This window comes from Amycolatopsis ponsaeliensis (assembly GCF_030182635.1).
GTDB classification, from domain to species: domain Bacteria; phylum Actinomycetota; class Actinomycetes; order Mycobacteriales; family Pseudonocardiaceae; genus Amycolatopsis; species Amycolatopsis ponsaeliensis.
Map to the genome: position 1 here is coordinate 40658 of NZ_JAPZLD010000050.1, position 17329 is coordinate 57986.

16 protein-coding genes are annotated in these 17329 nt (G+C 73.2%); 15 read left to right on the plus strand and 1 reads right to left on the minus strand.

Annotation, left to right across the window (positions count from 1 at the left end):
• Positions 1-181: 181 nt before the first annotated feature.
• The 8 genes from QQ657_RS46155 to QQ657_RS46190 all read left to right on the plus strand — a co-directional run bounded on the left by QQ657_RS46155 (position 182) and on the right by QQ657_RS46190 (position 11261).
• On the plus strand, positions 182-979 hold the full coding sequence (locus tag QQ657_RS46155) for a TIGR03084 family metal-binding protein (protein ID WP_284748750.1): 798 nt from the start codon (positions 182-184) through the stop codon (positions 977-979).
• Between the two features lie 257 nt (positions 980-1236).
• Positions 1237-7059, plus strand: coding sequence for a type I polyketide synthase (locus tag QQ657_RS46160; protein WP_284748751.1), 5823 nt, complete (start codon positions 1237-1239; stop codon positions 7057-7059).
• A 2-nt stretch (positions 7060-7061) separates the two neighbouring features.
• Positions 7062-7514 (plus strand): acyl-CoA thioesterase, encoded by a 453-nt coding sequence (locus tag QQ657_RS46165; protein WP_284748752.1) that lies wholly within the window; start codon positions 7062-7064, stop codon positions 7512-7514.
• Between the two features lies 1 nt (position 7515).
• Positions 7516-8079: a flavin reductase family protein gene (locus tag QQ657_RS46170; protein WP_434056848.1), complete on the plus strand. Its 564-nt coding sequence runs from the start codon at positions 7516-7518 to the stop codon at positions 8077-8079.
• A 13-nt stretch (positions 8080-8092) separates the two neighbouring features.
• A complete protein-coding gene (locus tag QQ657_RS46175; protein ID WP_284748753.1) occupies positions 8093-9166 on the plus strand; it encodes an SDR family NAD(P)-dependent oxidoreductase in 1074 nt (357 codons plus the stop codon).
• On the plus strand, positions 9163-9348 hold the full coding sequence (locus QQ657_RS46180) for a DUF6222 family protein (RefSeq protein ID WP_284748754.1): 186 nt from the start codon (positions 9163-9165) through the stop codon (positions 9346-9348). The genes QQ657_RS46175 and QQ657_RS46180 overlap by 4 nt, the downstream gene beginning before the upstream one ends.
• Positions 9345-11054 (plus strand): acyl-CoA carboxylase subunit beta, encoded by a 1710-nt coding sequence (locus QQ657_RS46185; RefSeq protein ID WP_284748755.1) that lies wholly within the window; start codon positions 9345-9347, stop codon positions 11052-11054. Before QQ657_RS46180 ends, QQ657_RS46185 begins: the two co-directional genes overlap by 4 nt.
• A 15-nt stretch (positions 11055-11069) precedes the next feature.
• Positions 11070-11261 carry an acyl-CoA carboxylase epsilon subunit gene (locus tag QQ657_RS46190; protein ID WP_284748756.1) on the plus strand — a complete coding sequence of 64 codons (192 nt, stop codon included), beginning with the start codon at positions 11070-11072 and terminating at the stop codon, positions 11259-11261.
• A gap of 393 nt (positions 11262-11654) precedes the next feature.
• Here the strand turns inward: QQ657_RS46190 and QQ657_RS46195 are convergent, their stop codons facing one another.
• Positions 11655-11876: a hypothetical protein gene (locus tag QQ657_RS46195; protein WP_284748757.1), complete on the minus strand. Its 222-nt coding sequence runs from the start codon at positions 11874-11876 to the stop codon at positions 11655-11657.
• A gap of 149 nt (positions 11877-12025) precedes the next feature.
• Between QQ657_RS46195 and QQ657_RS46200 the strand changes: the two genes are divergently transcribed.
• The 7 genes from QQ657_RS46200 (at position 12026) to QQ657_RS46230 (ending at position 17196) form a co-directional block, all read left to right on the plus strand.
• Positions 12026-12160: a hypothetical protein gene (locus tag QQ657_RS46200; protein WP_284748758.1), complete on the plus strand. Its 135-nt coding sequence runs from the start codon at positions 12026-12028 to the stop codon at positions 12158-12160.
• Positions 12161-12288: 128 nt separating this feature from the next.
• A complete protein-coding gene (locus QQ657_RS46205; RefSeq protein ID WP_434056849.1) occupies positions 12289-12636 on the plus strand; it encodes a DUF6235 family protein in 348 nt (115 codons plus the stop codon).
• A gap of 262 nt (positions 12637-12898) precedes the next feature.
• The gene (locus QQ657_RS46210; RefSeq protein WP_350310758.1) at positions 12899-13375 is read left to right on the plus strand and encodes a DUF6423 family protein; all 477 of its coding nucleotides are present in this window, start codon (positions 12899-12901) and stop codon (positions 13373-13375) included.
• An 18-nt stretch (positions 13376-13393) separates the two neighbouring features.
• A complete protein-coding gene (locus QQ657_RS46215) occupies positions 13394-14737 on the plus strand; it encodes an FAD-dependent oxidoreductase (protein WP_284748760.1) in 1344 nt (447 codons plus the stop codon).
• The gene (locus tag QQ657_RS46220) at positions 14730-15197 is read left to right on the plus strand and encodes a DUF6187 family protein (RefSeq protein WP_284748761.1); all 468 of its coding nucleotides are present in this window, start codon (positions 14730-14732) and stop codon (positions 15195-15197) included. Before QQ657_RS46215 ends, QQ657_RS46220 begins: the two co-directional genes overlap by 8 nt.
• A complete protein-coding gene (locus QQ657_RS46225; protein ID WP_284748762.1) occupies positions 15169-15711 on the plus strand; it encodes a carboxymuconolactone decarboxylase family protein in 543 nt (180 codons plus the stop codon). Before QQ657_RS46220 ends, QQ657_RS46225 begins: the two co-directional genes overlap by 29 nt.
• 39 nt (positions 15712-15750) lie before the next feature.
• Entirely contained in the window at positions 15751-17196 is a 1446-nt protein-coding gene (locus QQ657_RS46230) for a SagB family peptide dehydrogenase (RefSeq protein ID WP_284748763.1), read from the plus strand.
• Positions 17197-17329 lie beyond the last annotated feature (133 nt).

The window sequence follows — 17329 nt, forward strand, 5'->3', positions numbered from 1 at the left end:
GATCGCCCGCCGGGGCGCGCAGCACCGGGACACACCGAACCTGACCCGGTCCGTGACGCCGCCCCGGCGATCCCGATCCGCCCAGGCGGCGGTCGCCGCGAGGAGTGCTCCCCTTACCCCGCCCTCCTCGCGGCGGCCACCGGCCCACGAGAAGACGTCGCACCGGTGAGAGGACAAACAGGTGACTGACACCACGCGCGTGATCGCCGACCTGACCGCGGATGCCGCCGAGGTGGACGCCCTCGTCGCCGGCCTTCCCGAGGCGGGGTGGGACACCCCGACCCCGGCACCGGGCTGGGCGGTCCGGCACCAGATCGCGCACCTCGCGTTCATCTTCCGGATCGCCGGCCTCTCGGCCGCGCAGCCGGAAGCGTTCGTCCAGATGACCAAGGCAGTAGCGTCCGTCGGCTTCGAGAACGCCGTCGAAGGCGCGCTGCAGGAGTTCATCCACGACCCGGCCGAGGTGCTGCTGACCCGCTGGCGCGCCGAGCGCGACACGGGGATCAAGGCGCTGGCCGCCGTGCCCGGCGACCAGCTGGTGCCGTGGCTGGTGAACCCGCTGCCGCCGTACGTGCTCGCCTGCGCCGGGATGATGGAGCTGTTCGGCCACGGCCAGGACGTCGCCGACGCGCTCGGCGTGCGCCCGGTGCGGACCGACCGGATCAAGCACCTGGTGGGGTTCGCCGTGCGGGTCCGGGACTTCGGCTACGAGGCGCGGAACCTGACGCCGCCCGCGGAGGAGTTCCGCTACGAGCTCACCGCGCCGTCGGGTGCGCTCTGGACGTTCGGGCCGGCCGACGCGACCCAGGTGGTCAGCGGCAGCGCCGAGGACTTCTGCCTGCTCGTCACCCGGCGGCGGCACCGCTACGACCTCGACATCCGGGCGAAGGGCACGCTGGCGGACCAGTGGCTCGACATCGCTCAGGCCTATCGCGGGCCGGCCGGCCAGGGGCGTCGTCCCGGGCAGTTCGACGCCTGATCAGTCCTAAGTAGACAGTGTGGTGTCCTTGTCCCAGCGTGCTGACGTGCGGCTCGGGGCAGGGAGAAAGAAGACGGTCCGGACGGCCCGGGAGATGCTGGACCGCACGGCCGGGCGTACCGGGCGTACCGGGCAGCGGCGCCGCCGCGGCCCGAGGGAAATGACCGGTGCGGGATCCCCATCCCGCACCGGGAGGACAGCGGGGACCTGATGGTTCCGGTGATACGGGGCTCGAGAGCCAGTGGGAGTGCGGTGGCATGAGCGTAGAGCGGATTTCGATCGTCGGTATCGGTCTCCGGTACCCCGACGCGAGTTCTCCGGAGGAGCTCTGGGAAAACGTGCTGGCCGGGCGCCGGGCGTTCCGCAGGCTGCCGGACGAGCGGATGAACCGGGCGGACTACTACTCGCCCGACCCGAAGGCGCCGGACCGCTTCTACGCGTCCAAGGCGGCCGTACTGCGGGACTACGAGTTCGACCGGGTGGCGCACAAGGTCGCCGGCAGCACCTTCCGGGCGACCGACACGACGCACTGGCTGGCGCTCGACGTCGCCGCCGCGGCGCTGGCGGACGCCGGCTTCGGTGAGGGCGACGGCGCCCCGCGGCAGAGCACCGGCGTGGTCATCGGCAACAGCCTCACCGGCGAGTTCTCCCGGGCGAACATCATGCGGCTGCGCTGGCCGTACGTCCGCCGCACGGTCGCGGCGGCGCTGACCGCCCGCGGCTGGGAGGACGAGGACACCGCGAGCTTCCTGCGCGAGCTCGAAGTCCAGTACAAGGAGCCGTTCCCCGAGATCAACGAGGACTCCCTCGCCGGTGGCCTGGCGAACACCATCGCCGGGCGCGTGTGCAACCACTTCGACTTCGCCGGCGGCGGGTACACCGTCGACGGCGCCTGCTCGTCCTCGCTGCTGTCCGTGGTGACCGCGGCCAACGCGCTCGTCCAGGGCGACCTCGACCTCGCCGTCGCCGGCGGTGTCGACCTCTCGATCGACCCGTTCGAGGTGATCGGCTTCGCGAAGACCGGGGCGCTGGCCAAGCGCGAGATGAAGGTCTACGACGCCGACTCCAACGGCTTCTGGCCCGGGGAAGGCTCGGGCATGCTCGTCCTGATGCGCGAGAGCGACGCGCTGGAGCAGGGCAAGCGGATCTACGCGTCGATCGGCGGCTGGGGCGTCTCCTCCGACGGCAAGGGCGGCATCACCCGGCCCGAGGCCGCCGGGCACCGGCTGGCCCTCAAACGCGCCTACGACCGCGCCGGGTACGGCGTCGAGAGCGTCTCCTACTTCGAGGGTCACGGCACCGGCACCGCGCTGGGCGACGCCACCGAGATCGAGGCGCTGTCCACCGCCCGCCGCGACGCCGACCCGCTGGCCAAGCAGGCCGCGCTGTCGACCATCAAGGGCAACATCGGGCACACCAAGGCCGCGGCCGGGGTCGCCGGCCTGATCAAGGCGACGCTGGCGGTGTACCACCAGGTCATCCCGCCGGCCACCGGGCACTACGAGCCGCACGAGTCGCTGACCGGGTCGTCGGCGCGGATGTACGTCCCGCGTGACGCGTCGCTCTGGCCGGAGGACCAGCCGGTGCGCGCCGGCGTCTCCGCGATGGGCTTCGGCGGCATCAACTCCCACGTCACCGTCACCGAGGCACCGACCGCCGCCCGCCGCCGCGAGCTCGACGAGCGGGCCCGCGCCCTGGTGGCCGGCCGGCAGGACGCCGAGCTGCTGCTGTTCGACGCCGACGACGTCGCGACCCTGCGCGGGAACATCGCCGCGACGCTCGAGGTCGTGCCCAAGCTGTCGTTCGCGGAGCTGACCGACCTCGCCGGCGAGCTGGCCGGGAAGCTGGCCGGCCGGGCGGTGCGCGCCGCGGTCGTCGCGGCCAACCCGGAGCACGCCGAGCGGAAGCTGACGAAGCTGCTGGAACAGCTGGAGTCCGGCGACTCGGTCTTCGACTCGGCCGACGGCATCTTCGCGAGCAGCCGCGGCGCGGCTCCGAAGATCGGCTACCTGTTCCCCGGCCAGGGTTCCGGACGCGGCGGCGACAGCGCCCTGCGCCGCCGGTTCACCGTGGCCGAGGAGGTCTACCGCGCCGCGGCGCTGCCGGTCGCCGGCGACCAGGTCGCCACCGAGGTGGCCCAGCCGCGGATCGTCACCGGCTCGCTGGCCGCGCTGCGCGTGCTGCGCTCCTTCGGCATCGAGGCCGCGACCGCGACCGGGCACAGCCTCGGCGAGCTGACCGCCCTGCACTGGGGTGGCGCGCTCGACGAACGCGGGCTGCTGGAGCTGGCGAAGGTCCGCGGCAAGGTGATGGCCACGACGACCGGCGACGGCACCGGCGCGATGGCCGGGATCGCCGCCTCGCCCGGCCGCGTCGAGGAACTGGGCCTGGGCACCGACGTCGTCATCGCCGGGTACAACGCGCCCGAGCAGACCGTGATCTCCGGCCCCGCCGGAGCGATCGACAAGATCGTCGCCCGCGCCAAGGCCCAGGGTGTCGGCGCGACCCGCATCAAGGTCTCGCACGCCTTCCACTCGCCGGCCGTCGAACCGGCCGCGAACGCGATGACCGAGCGGCTGGGCGAGTTCACCTTCGCCCGGCTCGAGCGGCCCGTCGTCTCGACGGTCAGCGGCGACGTGCTGCACACCGCCGAGAACCTGCCCGAGCTGCTGCGCGACCAGATCGTGCTGCCGGTCCGCTTCCGCGAGGCCGCCGCCAAGGTGGCCGAGCGCAGCGACCTGGTGGTCGAGGTCGGCCCCGGCCGGGTGCTGACCGGGCTCTTCGAGGAGATCGCGCCGGAGACCCCGGTGCTCGCGATCGACACGGACAACGCGTCGCTGCAGGCCCTGCTGCGGATCGTCGGCGCGGCGTTCGCGCTCGGCGCCCCGATCACGACCGACGCGCTGTTCGAAGGCCGCGTCGTGCGTGCCCTGCCCGCCGACGGCGAGTTCAACTTCCTCGCCAGCCCGTGCGAGGCGGCGCCGTCGATCGACAGCGAGCTGGCCGCCGAGCTCGCCGCGGAGAAGGCCCAGGCCACCGAGGCCGACGCCGGAACCGCCGATGGCGATGGCTCGACCCTGGACCTGCTGCGCAAGCTCGCCGCCGAGCGCGTCGAGCTGCCGCTGGAGGCCGTCACGGCCGACACCCACCCGCTCGACGACCTGCACCTGTCGTCGATCACGGTCGGGCAGCTGGTCAACGACGTCACCCGGGCGCTGGGCCGGCCCGCGCTGGAAGGCATGCCGAACTTCGCGACGGTGTGCCTCGGTGAGCTCGCCGAGATGATCGACGAGCTGGCGCAGACGGCGAAGCCGACCGACACGGGCAAGGGCGAGGCCCCGGGCGTCGGACCGTGGGTCCGGCCGTTCGCGGTCGAGTACGTGCCCGCGCCGCGGCCCACCGCGGACCTCACGCCGGGCACCGGTCACGCCGATTGGCAGATCTTCTCGACGCCGCGGCACCCGCTGGCCGAACCGCTGAGGGCCGCGCTCGCGGCGTCCGGCGCCGGCGACGGCGTGGTGCTCTGCCTGCCGGCGGACTGCGACTCCAGCCACGTCGGCCTGTTCCTCGACGCCGGCCGCGCCGTCATGGCCGCCCCCAACGGCACGCGCTTCGTGGTCGTGCACCACGGCTACGGCGCCGCCGGCCTGGCCAGGACCCTGCGGCTCGAGGACCCGTCGGCGAAGACGACGATCATCGACTTCGCGGACCCGACGCCGTCCGATGTGGACGCGATCGCCGAAGCCGTGCACACCGTGGTGGCCGAGGTCGCCGCGACCACGGACTTCACCGAAGCGCGCTACGGCGCCGACGGCGGGCGCACGGTGCCGCGGCTGTCCGCGCTGCCGGCGCCGAAGCCCGGCCCGATCCGCGACTCGCTGGACTCCTCCGACGTCCTGCTCGTCACCGGTGGCGGCAAGGGCATCACCGCGGAGAGCGCGCTGGCGCTGGCCAAGGACTCCGGGGCCAAGCTGGCCCTGCTCGGGCGCAGTGACCCGGAGACCGACACCGAGCTGGCGGAGAACCTCGACCGCATGGAGGCGGCGGGTATCCGCTACCGCTACGAGCGCGCCGACGTCACCAGCGCCCCGCAGATCGCCGAGGCGGTCACCCGGGTCCAGGCCGAGCTCGGCCCGGTCACGGCGATCCTCCACGGCGCGGGCCGCAACGAGCCGGCCGCCCTCTTCAGCCTGACCGAGGACAGCTTCCGCAAGACCCTCGCCCCGAAGATCGGCGGGCTCAACGCGGTGCTCGCCGCGGTCGACCAGGACCGGATCAAGCTCCTGGTCACCTTCGGCAGCATCATCGGCCGGGCGGGCCTGCGCGGTGAGGCGCACTACGCCACGGCGAACGACTGGATGACCGAGCTGACCCTGCGCTTCGGCCAGGAACACCCGCAGGCGCGGGCGATCGCGCTGGAGTGGTCGGTCTGGTCGGGCACCGGCATGGGCGAGAAGCTCGGCGTCGTGTCCGCCCTGATGCGGGACGGCATCACGCCGATCCCCACCGAGGAGGGCATCACCATCCTCCGCCAGGTGCTGGCCGACCCGGCCGCGCCGCCGGTGCTGGTGGTCTGCGGCCGCACGTCGGGCCTGGCCACGCTGCCGATCCAGAAGCGCGAGCTGCCGCTGTCCCGGTTCGTCGACCGCGCGGTCGTGCACTACCCGGGCGTCGAGCTGATCACCGAGGCCGACCTGTCCGACGGGGCCGACCCGTACCTGACCGACCACCTGCTCGACGGGCAGCTGCTGTTCCCGGCGGTGCTCGGCATGGAGGCCATGACGCAGGCCGCGGCGGCGACGCTGGACCGCACCGGCACCCCGGTGCTCTCCGATGTCGAGTTCCTCCGGCCGATCATCGTCTCGCCGGGCGGGTCGACCACGGTCCGGCTGGCCACGCTGGCCCGCGACGCCGACACCGTCGACGTCGTGATCCGCAGCGAGGAGACCGGCTTCAGCGCCGACCACTTCAAGGCGCGGCTGAGCTTCGCCCGGCCGGCCGAGATCGGCGAGTGCGTCCCCCGTGACGTCGCGCTGCCGCCGGTCCCGGTGGAGCCGATCAGCGAGCTGTACGGCTCGGTCCTGTTCCAGGGCAAGCGGTTCCAGCGGGTCCTCGGCTACCGGCGGGCGAGCGCCCGGCACGCCGTCGCCGAGATCTCGACCAGCGCGGACCACTACTGGTTCGCCCCGTTCCTCCCGCAGGAGCGGCTGCTGGCCGACCCCGGCACCCGGGACGCGATGATGCACGCGATCCAGTGCTGCGTCCCGGACGCGACGCTGCTGCCGCAGGGCATCGAGAAGCTGTACCTGGCCGAGCCGGGCGCCCAGCACGACGAGTACGTGCTGCTGGACGCGAAGGAACGCAGCCAGGACGGCGACAGCTACATCTACGACCTCGACGTGCGCAACCCGGACGGGACGCTGGTCGAGCGCTGGGAAGGCCTGAAGCTGCGCGCGGTCCGCAAGCGCGACGGTGCCGGGCCGTGGGTCCCGTCGATGCTCGGGTCCTATGTGGAGCGTGCGTGCGAGCGGCTGCTCGGCGGGACGCGGTCGGTGGTCCTCGAGCCGGACCCGGTGGGCCGCCCGGCGGAGGGCATCGCCGAACGGCGGGCCCAGACCGCGCTCGCCGCGGGCCGCGCGCTCGACAAGCCGATCGAGATCCGGTACCGCCCGGACGGGAAGCCCGAGTGCGACGACCTGAACGTCACCGCGTCGCACACGTCGGAGCTGACCCTCGTGGTCGCCGGCGCCGAGCAGGTCGCCTGCGACATCGAGACGGCGATCGAACGCACCGAAGAGGACTGGGCCGGGCTGCTGGGCGAGGAACTGCTCGCCCTCGGCCGGCTGCTGGCCGCGGACACCGGCGAACCGATCAGCGTGGCCAACACGCGGGTCTGGAGCGCGCTGGAGTGCGTCCGCAAGACCGGTTCGATGACGCAGGCGCTGACGGTGCGCCAGGTCGACGCCGACGGGTGGGCGCTGCTCGCCTCCGGCACCGCCCGGATCGCCACCTGGTCGACGACCGTCAACGACCGTACCGACCCGATCGTGTTCGCGGTGCTCCACACAGAGGGGAACTGAAGATGGCCGACTACTACGAGATCCGCCACACGGTCGGCTTCGAAGAGACCAACCTGGTGGGCAACGTCTACTACGTGAACTACGTGCGCTGGCAGGGCCGGTGCCGCGAGATGTTCCTGAAGGAGAAGGCCCCGGCGGTCCTCGAAGAGGTCCGTCACGACCTGAAGCTGTTCACCCTCAAGGTGGAATGCGAGTTCTTCGCCGAGATCACCGCGTTCGACGAGCTGTCCATCCGGCTGCGGCTGGAGGAGCTCACCTCGACGCAGATCCAGTTCGCGTTCGACTACGTCCACCTCACCGAGGGCGGCGACGAGCGGCTGGTGGCCCGGGGACGGCAGCGGATCGCCTGCATGCGCGGCCCCAACACGGCGACCGTGCCGTCGCGCGTCCCCGAGCAGCTGCGCGAAGCGCTGGTGCCCTACTGGACGGCCGCGGTCAACGGCAAGGGAGCATGAAGTGGCCCACGAATCCGAGCCCCCCGTGCTGAAGCGGCTGCCGACGCCATCGTCGCGTCGCGGCCTCTCGGCCCAGCCGGGACTGCGTCAGGTGATGGCGCAGTTCGCCACCGGGGTGACGGTGCTGACGGCGGGCGGGGAGGACGCGCACGGCATGACGGCGAACGCGTTCTCGTCGGTCTCGCTGGAACCGCCGATGGTGCTGTGCTGCGTGTCCAAGGCGGCCCGGATGCACACCGCGATCGTCACCGCCGGCTCGTTCGGGGTGAACATCCTCGCGGCGGACCAGCAGGACACGTCGAAGTACTTCGCCGACTGGCGGCGGCCCGACGGGATGGCCCAGTTCGAGGCCGTCGGCTACACGCCGGGTTCCCGGACCGGGGCCCCGTTGCTGGACGGCGCGCTGGCCTGGCTGGAGTGCGAGCTGGCGCAGGTGGTGGCGGGCGGTGACCACTCGATCTTCCTGGGCCGGGTGGTCGCGACCAGCCGCGGGACCGGCGAGGACGCGCTGGTCTTCTACAGCGGCAGCTACCACCACATCGACGGGCAGGCCCGCGCGGCTTGAAGGGGGAGAGGGCATGCTGATCGCGGTCACGGGCGGCACCGGCTTCCTCGGTGCGCACACCGTCGCGGCGCTGCTGCGGCGGGGGCACCGGGTCCGGCTGCTCGCCCGGGACGCGAGCGGCGTGGATGCGTCCACAGTGGACGTCGTGGCGGGTGACGTCACCGATCCCGCCGCGGCCCGCCGGCTGGTGGCCGGGGCGGACGCGCTGCTGCACGCGGCCGGCGTCTACACGTTCGACAGCCGGCGTCGCGACGAGCTGTGGCGGGTGAACGTGCGCGGCACCGAGGTCGTGCTCGGCGCCGCGCGCCGGGCCGGCACCGGCCGGATCGTGCACGTCTCCACCGTCGGGGCGCTGTACCCGGCGACCGCGCCGTCGATCGGGGTTTCGAGCCCGGTCGGCGAGTCGCGGGAGCCCTACCTGGCGTCGAAGGCCGCGGCCGAGCGGATCGCGCGGCAGCACCGGGCGGCCGGCGCCCCGGTCGTCCTCACCTACCCGCCGGCGCTGCTCGGCCCGCGGGACCCGCGCCTGGGCGACCAGAACGCCCGGCTGCGGGACCTCCTGCGCGGGTTGACGCCGATCTGGCCGGGCGGCGGGCTCCCGATCGGGGACGTCCGCGACTCGGCGGAGCTGCACGCCCGGCTGCTCGGCGGGGAGGTGCACGGTGCCGCGTTCTTCGGGCCCGGCCGCTTCCTGACCACCCGGGAGTACCTGGCCACGGCCCGGGCGGCGACCGGGCGGGCGCTGCCGGCGGTGTTCCTGCCGCCGCGTGCCCTGTACCCGGTGGGGCGGTTCGCCGACCGGCTGCAGCGCGTCTGGCCGTGGGCGCTGCCGGTGCAGTACGGCGCGATCCACGTCTGCGCGAGCGCGGTGCCGGTCGCCGGGGACGCGCCCACCGGGGGCGTGCCGGCCCGGCCGGTGCTCGAGACCGTGCGCGACACGGTGGCCTGGTTGCACGCCACCGGGCGCGTCACCGGCCGCCGGGCGGGCGCGGCGGTGCCGCCCGTTCCGTCCACTTCGGACAGTGGGCGGCCAGCTCTCACCGGTCCCGGACCCGGGACCGGGCAGACCGAGGAGGTCCTGTCATGACCACCAGCGACGCCGGGCACGCGGACACCGGTGACCGGCAGCCCGTGCCGGCGATCCTCACCCCGCCTGCCGTCGAGGCGCTGGTCCGCCCGATGCCCCGGCTGGGCCGCGGCATCGTGTGGTCCGCCATCGTCGCCGAGATCGAGCGGGACCACCAGGCCCGGATGAGGGATGCCGCGTGAGCGGACCCCAGGACTCCGGCGCCGTCCGGGCCGACGACGCGGAGGTGGTGCCGGTCCCCGACGGGGTCCGGCGCCGCCGGCTGGGCCGCCCGGCGGCGTCCGGGGAGGCCCAGGTCATCGAGCTGGCGCGCGCCGCCGACCTGGTGCGGCCGGTGCCGCCCGACATGCCGCTGCTGCGCCGGCGGCGTGAAGAGCTGCGCTCGCACATCAACGAGGGCAAGCTCGACGCCGTCCGGCGGCAGCACTCGCTGGGCAAGCTGACCGCGCGCGAACGGCTCGCCCTGCTGCTCGACGACGACTCCTTCACCGAGATCGAGCCCTACCGGCGCCACCAGGCGACCGGCCCGGGCCTGGCGGGCAACCGCCCGCACACCGACGGCGTGGTCGCCGGCTCCGGCACGATCGACGGCCGCCGGGTGTTCGTCTACGCCCAGGACTTCACGCTCTTCGGCGGTTCGCTCGGCGAGGCGCACGCGGCGAAGATCCACAAGGTGCTCGACCTCGCGGTGGCCAACGGCGCCCCGGTGATCGGGCTCAACGACAGCGGCGGCGCCCGGATCCAGGAGGGCGTCCTGGCGCTCAACGGCTACGGCGGCATCTTCCGCCGTCAGGTCGAGGCGTCCGGGGTGATCCCGCAGATCAGCGTCATCCTCGGCCCGTGCGCGGGCGGCGCGGCGTATTCGCCGGCGCTCGCGGACTTCACGTTCATGGTGCGCGACACCGCGCGGATGTACCTGACCGGGCCCGACGTCGTCGAGGCCGTCAGCGGGCAGCGCGTCACGCACGAGGAGCTCGGCGGCGCCGACGTCCACGGGAGTGCGTCGGGCGTCGCGACGGTGGTGCACGACGACGAGGAGAGCTGCCTGGCCGACGTCCGGTACCTGGTGTCGCTGCTGCCTTCGAACTACCTCGACCCGCCGCCCGCGACCGCGCCGACGAGCGCGGCGGACGACTACCGGCCCCGGCTGGCGGAGCTCGTGCCGGTGGAGCCGAACCAGCCGTACGACATGCGGGAGGTCTTCGCCGAAGTCACCGACGACGGCGAGTTCTTCGAGCTGCACGAGGGCTGGGCACGCAACGTCCTGTGCGCGCTCGCCCGGATCGACGGCCGCGTGGTCGGCCTGGTCGGCAACCAGCCGGTGGTGTTCGCCGGGGTGCTCGACGGGCCGGCGTCCCAGAAGGCCGCGCGGTTCGTGCGGTTCTGCGACGCGTTCGGCATCCCGCTCGTGACCCTGGTCGACGTGCCGGGGTTCCTGCCGGGGGTGGAGCAGGAGCGCGGCGGCATCATCCGCCAGGGCGCGCAGCTGCTGCACGCGTACTGCGAGGCGACGGTCCCGCGGGTCCAGGTGATCCTGCGCAAGGCGTATGGCGGTGCGTACATCGTGATGGACTCGCGCTCGATCGGGTGCGACCTGTCGCTGGCGTGGCCGACGAACCAGATCGCGGTGATGGGCGCGGAGGGAGCGGTGAACGTGCTGTACCGCCGCGACCTGGCGGCGGCGGCCGATCCCGTGGCGCTGCGCGCGAAGCTGGTCGCGGAGTACACGGAAGAGTTCCTGAACCCGCAGTACGCGGCGGAGCGAGGCCTGGTCGACGACATCATCGACCCGGCCGAGACGCGCGCGTCGGTGGCACGCGGCTTGGCGATGCTGCGCGACAAGCGCAAGCCGGCGCCGGGACGCAAGCACGGCAACCTGCCGATCTGAGACGAGGTGTCCGCGATGTCCGCGATCCGCGTCCTGCACGGTTCCCCGGACGACGGCGAGCTGGCGGCCCTGGTGGCGGTGCTGCAGGCGGCCCGCGCCCGGCCGCGTCGTGCGCCGGAGCGATCGGTGTGGGGGGATCCGGCTTGGCGGGCCCGGGAAGTGCGGGCCGCGCCGGGGGCTTGGCGGATGTCGGGTCTGCCGCGCTGATGCAGCGCTGATGTCGCACTGATCACGTGCGCCCGGCCGCGAGAGCGCGGGGCAGCGCGCTCTGGGACGTGACGGCCGACCGGGCTGCCCTGAGCGCAACCAAGGGGCTCGCAGCCCCGGCGCCGGTCGGGCGGGCGACCCGGCGTTCGCGGCGCGCCTTTCGCTGCGTTGAGCGCAGCCAAGGGGGCTCTGGTCCGCGCACTCCAGGACGCGGCCGACCTGCTGCCTGCGGCCCGCGGCCCGGCGCCGGTCAGGCGACCCGGCGAGCCCATCAGTGCGCTGGACGCAACCGAGGCCTCCCCGCGGACTTCCGTTGCCTGGCCGCGAAATCCCGCGAGATCCGTCGCGCCGCCCGATGGGCCGCAGGAGGGCCGGAACCCCGCCGCAGCGTCGTCAAGCCGCCTGGCCCGGGATCCCCTTCAACCTCCGCGCCGCCGCGCGTTCGCGGGTGGGCGAGTGCGTCGTGTGCCCCGGGTGGACCGCCACGTACCGGACCTCGCCGTCCGAGAACGCCTCCAGCTGCGTTCGCTCGCCCTGCCTGAACTCCGCGCCGCACATCGCGCACGTGCGCTGGCGGTCCGCCGCGCCGCCCACTGGCTTCCGGTCGTCCGTCATGCGCGTACCTCGCCGTCGATGTCGTCCTTCCAGTGCACCTCGCGCGCCCCGCTCGCGGCCACTCGAAAGCTGCGCACGTCAGCGGTTCCCATCCGATCCTCGACCCCGGGCGCGCATGGTGGTCCCACACACCGAAAGCGAGGAACGCCATGACAGCAGCAGCGGTCCCGGCCGACGACTGGACGCCGGCGGTCACCGAAGAACCCAGCGTGCTCCGGCTGGTCGAGCCGCCCGCGCCGGTCGAAGAGGAGCTCGGCGAGCACATCGTGCTCGGCTACAACTGAGCGGCGGGGCTCCGGCGCCGGACACGGACGGTGCCGGAGCGCACGCTCGGAGATGAGCATCCCGGCGCCCGGCCGGGAGAATCGAGGGTGTTCGGGCCGGAGTGTCACCGCAGCACGGTGGCCCATGCGTGCCGGCGACCTGCGACGTTCGGTTGGGAGGCCGGCGGATGGCAATGCGCCTCCAGCTCACGGCGGGCCACGAGGTCCTCGAAAGCTGGGCCGAGACGGCGTCGCAGGCGGAGCGGAACGTCGTCTACGAAGCCTTGTTCGCCGTCGGTGACGGTTCCGCGTTCCTCGTTTACGACATTTTCGGCGATCCCCGGGATCCCGGCAATTTCCTCATCATGGTGAAACCGGGACTGGTCCTGAAAGTAATGGTGCAGCGCGCGGAATCCGCGTTCGAAATCCGGCACGTCGGCGCGGTCGACGGCGCCGACACCGCCGCCGCAGCTCAAGAAACCTCCAGTCCCGAGTGATCGTCGCCGGTGTACTGGGCCGAACGGACCAGTGCCCGGCCCGCACCCGGCTGCCGTCGTTTGCCCTGATCGGCCGCCGAATTAACGCTCACGGACGTGCATTCCTCATCTTGACATTGCATCTTGCCGTGTGAAAGCCTTTAAGCGTTCGCTGGTCAGGCCGCTATTTCTGGGGTGGGTAAACGTAGGAGGCTGCACCATGTCTTCACCCGAATTGCCAGGACTCGATGTCTCCAGCCGGGTGCGCGCCCGGGACGTCCAGATGACCGGGACCGCCGACCTCGGCCGCCGGGTGCTCATGATCACCGGTGCCATCGACACCACCGACCACGACGTTTCGGTGAGCGTCAGCCTCCCCGAGCCCGGCCGCTGGCAGGTCATCAAGGCCGAGACCAACCTGACCGACCAGACGTGGGTCGCGATGCAGGCCGTGATGGACGAGGACTCGACGTTCCTCGACGACGAGATGCTGATGTCTCCGCAGTTCTCGAAGAGCTTCATGACGCCGGACCAGCGCCGCCTCACCTTCTACGACGGCGAGGTCCGCCCGGGTGAAACCGTCCTGAAGACGTATTCGATGGAGACCGGCGGTCGCAAGCCGACCTACTTCTACTCGCGCTACAGCCCGATCGCCACCGACAGCGCCGAGCAGTCCCAGCAGACGCTGGACGAGCTCGTCACCAACGGGATGGGCCAGCGGCCGGTGGTGGAGCTGATCGTCCCCGTCACGGTGCTCTGAGCCGGCGGCGGGCGAGCAGTGATCAAGTTCGTTCCGGAGCCGCACCTGCTCGACTCGCCGCGTGGCCGGCCGTGGCCGCGCCCGCCCGCGCCACCGTCCCCGGCGCGGGAGGCGTCGCCGGCGCCCACGGCCGACGTCGTGATCGCCGGCGCCGGACCGGCGGGGCTCGCCGTCGCCTCCGCCCTGTGGCACCACGGCGTCCACGACGTCGTCGTGGTGGACCGCACCGGACGCCCGTGCGGGCGGTTCTTCGGCCGCATCGACCTCCTCGGCCAGCGCGTGCTGCGCTCGCCCTACGAACACCACCCCGGCGTCGAAGGCTTCCGCGACTGCGAGCTGCTCGACTTCGCACGGCTGCACTGGGGCCGGCTGACGCCCACCGAGCGCCGCGAGATCCGGATGGCGCAGTCCGGGCACCGGTCGGTCGTCCCGGTGGACGTCTTCGACGCCTACTGCGCGCACCTGGTCACCACCCACCACATCGGGGAGAAGACCTGGCAGGCGACGGTCCGCGAGGTCGTGCCGGGGCCGGACGCGGTCCGCGTGCACACCGACCGCTTCTCCGTCACCGCCCGCCACGTCGTGCTGTGCCCGGGCGAGGAACGCCGGCCGGCGCCGGAAACCTGGTGGGGCGGCGGGCATCCGCCGCGGGGCGTGTCCTTCTGGGACGAGTCCGTCCCGCCGGGCGCGCGCTGCCAGGTGGTCGTCGGGGCCGGGCTCACCGCGGCCCACCTGATCGCCGGCGCGCTCGAGGCCGGGCGTGAGGTGCACTGGGTGGTCCGGGAGACCGGCGAGCGCTACCAGTGCGCGGACGTGAACTCCACCTTCTTCCGGCCGGAGGGCCGCAAGCGCTTCGACGGCGTCGGCTGGGCCGAGCGGCTCGACCTGATGGGCCGGTTCCGGCGCGCGTCGATCATGTTCGAGTTCCGGCCGCTGCTCGAACGCGCCGAAGCCGAAGGCAGGCTGGTCGTCCACCGCGGCGAAGCGGTCAAGGAGATCGCGCCCGCGGTCGGCGGGAGCGTGGTGCTGCGGCTGGAGAGCGGCCGGCGGGTCGCGGGCGACCACGTCGTGCTCGCGCTGGGTACGACGCCGTCGATCGGCACCGGCCTGCTGCCCGACGAGGTCGTCGACGCCCGCGACGGCTGGCCGTCCCTGGACGAGCGGACGCTGTCCTACCGCCGTGAGCCGCGCGTTTCGGTGGTCGGGGCCGCGGCCGGGATGGTGCTCGGCCCGGCCGCCCGCAACATCGACGGCCACCGCGTCGCCACCACCCGGGTCGCCGCGGCGATCGCGGCGCAGCTGCGCGGTGTCGCCACCCCCGCCCTCCCTGCCGCGCCGGCCGAGGCGGTCGTCGGTGTCTGAGCGCCACGACTCCCGGTTCGCCCTGCCCGACGTAGACGCAACCGGTGCGACCGAAGCCGGGATCATCCTGCTGGGCCTCGACGCCGACCGGCTGCTCGCCGGCCTCGCGCTCGCCCGGCTCGCCGACGACCCGGCCCTGGTGACCCAGGTGGTCGACCAGGCTCGCCACGGCACGGCGGAGTTCGGCCTCGGCGGGCTCCTGGAGTCCGGCCGCGAGCACTGGCTGGCCCTGCGCGGCCGGGTCGGCGACCCGCCGTCGACGTCGTCGCCGGGCTCGCTGCGGCGGGAGTGGGAGCGCCGCCTGGACCTCGTCGCGGCCGCGGTGCCCGGCGCCGGCGCGGGCACGATCGCCTACTTGACCGCGTGCGCGCTGCGCGGCACCGAGGTCGACCAGCTCGCTTCCGGGCTGGCGGACGGAAAGGAACCCTTCGATGTCGTACCTGAGGTCCCTGCCGGCTGAAACCACGCTGCTGCAGGTGTTCAAGGCGAACCCGGACCCGGCGCGGCACCTGCTGGACCTCCACGAGGTGCTGATGCGCGGCGAGTCGTCCCCGTTCACCCCCGGGGAGCGCGAGCTGATCGCGGCGTACGTGTCCGGGGTGAACAGCTGCGACTACTGCCACGGGATCCACACGATCACCGCGGAGGCGTTCGGCGTGCCGGAGGGGCTGCTGGCGGCCGCGGTCGCCGACCTGGACTCGGCCCCGGTCGACGACAAGCTCCGGCCCGTGCTGGCCTACGTCGGCAAGCTGACCCGCACGCCGTCCCGGATGACCGAGGCCGACGCCGAAGCCGTGTTCGCCGCGGGCTGGGACGAGCGGGCGCTGCACGACGCGGTCCTGGTGTGCGCGCTGTTCAACTTCATGAACCGCATGGTGGAGGGGCTGGGGATCCGCGCGGACGAGGCGTACGCGACGACGTCCGGGTTGCGGTTGAAGCAAGGCGGATACGCGGGGCTCGCCGAAATGCTGTGATAACCGAGCCGGCCGCCGCGGGCAGGGGGGAGCAGCAGCGTGACTTTCGACGCGCCGGACGAATCGGTGGAGACGATCCCGTTGGTGTCGCTGGCCGAGGAGAGCCTTCTCGAATTCGGGGAAGAAACCTCGCTGGTCGTGGTCACCCGCTGGGGCGAATTCGATTTCCCGGACGCCGGGCCGCTGGTCGGGGAAGCGCTTCGCCGGATGGCGCTCGGCCCCGTTTCGCCGGCGAACGTGGCCACGTCGTGGGAAGAGTCCGGCGGTCCCGGCTGGACGGTACCCGGCGCGGCGGCGCTCGAGCGCGTGCTGACCGAGCTCAGCGGGTCGGTCGTGCGGTCGCTGGGACTCAACGACGGCAAGGGGCCGCTGCTGTCGGTGGTGCCGGTGGTCCCGGACCCGGTGTTCGCGCCGGAGGAGATCGTGGCGACGCGGCCGGTCCGGCTCTCGCGCTTCAGCGCGCTGCGCCCCGATGACAGCGGCCTCAGCCTGGAGTCCCCGTCCGCGCGGTTCCGGGTGCTGCTGGCCCAGCCGTGGGCGGTGCACGTCGCGGCGTCGCTGGGCAAGGCGGTGTCGGCGGCGGAAATCGCCGCGCAGGAAGGGATTCCGGTCGAGGTCGTCACCCGGCTCGTCGGCTACCTGGTGGCGTCGGGCTGCGTGGTGGCCGGCGAGGACGGCGGCCGGTTCGCCGAGGACGCCGACCCCGGGCTGAGCCTGTGGTCCTACGAGGAGCTGCTCTTCCACGACCGCAGCCGCACCTGGCAGGCGTACGGTCTGCCGGAGACGGCCGAGCCGCCCCGCTCGCCGGTGGCCAAGCCGCTGGGGCCGGGCCGGGAATACGTCCTGCACCGGCCCGACCTGACCGGCCGCGTCGCGCCCGGCCCGACGCTGACCGAGCTGCTGGAGACCGACCACGCCGCACCGGCGTTCACCACCCGCGAGCTGTCGGCGGAGCAGATCGGCGAGTTCCTGTACCGGGCCGCGAGGATCCGCTCGAGCGGCCCGGCGAGCCTGCCCGACGGCACCGTGGGCGAGGTGTCGCAGCGGCCCTACGTCAGCACGGCGCGGCTCTACGAGCTGGAGCTCTACCTGACGGTCAACCGGTGTTCCGGGCTGCCGCAAGGGATCTACCACTACGACCCGGCCGGCCACCGCCTGTTCCTGGTCTCTTCGGACACCGCCGACCACCGGATCCTGCTGGACATGGCGATGGTGGCCGCGGCCGACCACCGCCACCCGGCCGCGCTGCTCAGCGTCACCACCCGGATGGCGCGCACCGCGCCCGTGCTCCGCAGCCGCGCGTACGCGGCTGCGTTGCTGCACCTCGGCGCGCTGCAGGAGACGCTCCACCTCACCGCGAAGGCGATGGGGCTGGCCGCGCACGCCGTCTCGGTGGACGCCGGGGACCGCGTCGGCCGCGCGCTGCGGCTGGACTGGCCCGCCGAAGTCTGCGTCGGGGAATGCGCGCTGGATCTCGCGCCCTGATTGAACCTTATTCCGGTTAGGTCGGCGCTCCGGATCGCAGGCCGCCTGCCTGCGGTGACTTCGGCGCCGATCGACGGCTGAATGAGGTTCATCGGTCGATCGCGCAATTTACGAAACCCGCGCCTCCCCTGCC

Excerpts from the sequence above, each read along its gene's own strand:
- QQ657_RS46165 (WP_284748752.1), top strand. The coding sequence starts at position 7,062 with ATGGCCGACTACTACGAGATCCGCCACACGGTCGGCTTCGAAGAGACC.
- QQ657_RS46210 (WP_350310758.1), top strand. The coding sequence starts at position 12,899 with ATGACCGGGACCGCCGACCTCGGCCGCCGGGTGCTCATGATCACCGGT.
- QQ657_RS46160 (WP_284748751.1), top strand. The coding sequence starts at position 1,237 with ATGAGCGTAGAGCGGATTTCGATCGTCGGTATCGGTCTCCGGTACCCC.
- QQ657_RS46200 (WP_284748758.1), top strand. The coding sequence starts at position 12,026 with ATGACAGCAGCAGCGGTCCCGGCCGACGACTGGACGCCGGCGGTCACC.
- QQ657_RS46225 (WP_284748762.1), top strand. The coding sequence starts at position 15,169 with ATGTCGTACCTGAGGTCCCTGCCGGCTGAAACCACGCTGCTGCAGGTG.
- QQ657_RS46190 (WP_284748756.1), top strand. The coding sequence starts at position 11,070 with ATGTCCGCGATCCGCGTCCTGCACGGTTCCCCGGACGACGGCGAGCTG.
- QQ657_RS46175 (WP_284748753.1), top strand. The coding sequence starts at position 8,093 with ATGCTGATCGCGGTCACGGGCGGCACCGGCTTCCTCGGTGCGCACACC.
- QQ657_RS46180 (WP_284748754.1), top strand. The coding sequence starts at position 9,163 with ATGACCACCAGCGACGCCGGGCACGCGGACACCGGTGACCGGCAGCCC.
- QQ657_RS46195 (WP_284748757.1), bottom strand. The coding sequence starts at position 11,876 with ATGACGGACGACCGGAAGCCAGTGGGCGGCGCGGCGGACCGCCAGCGC.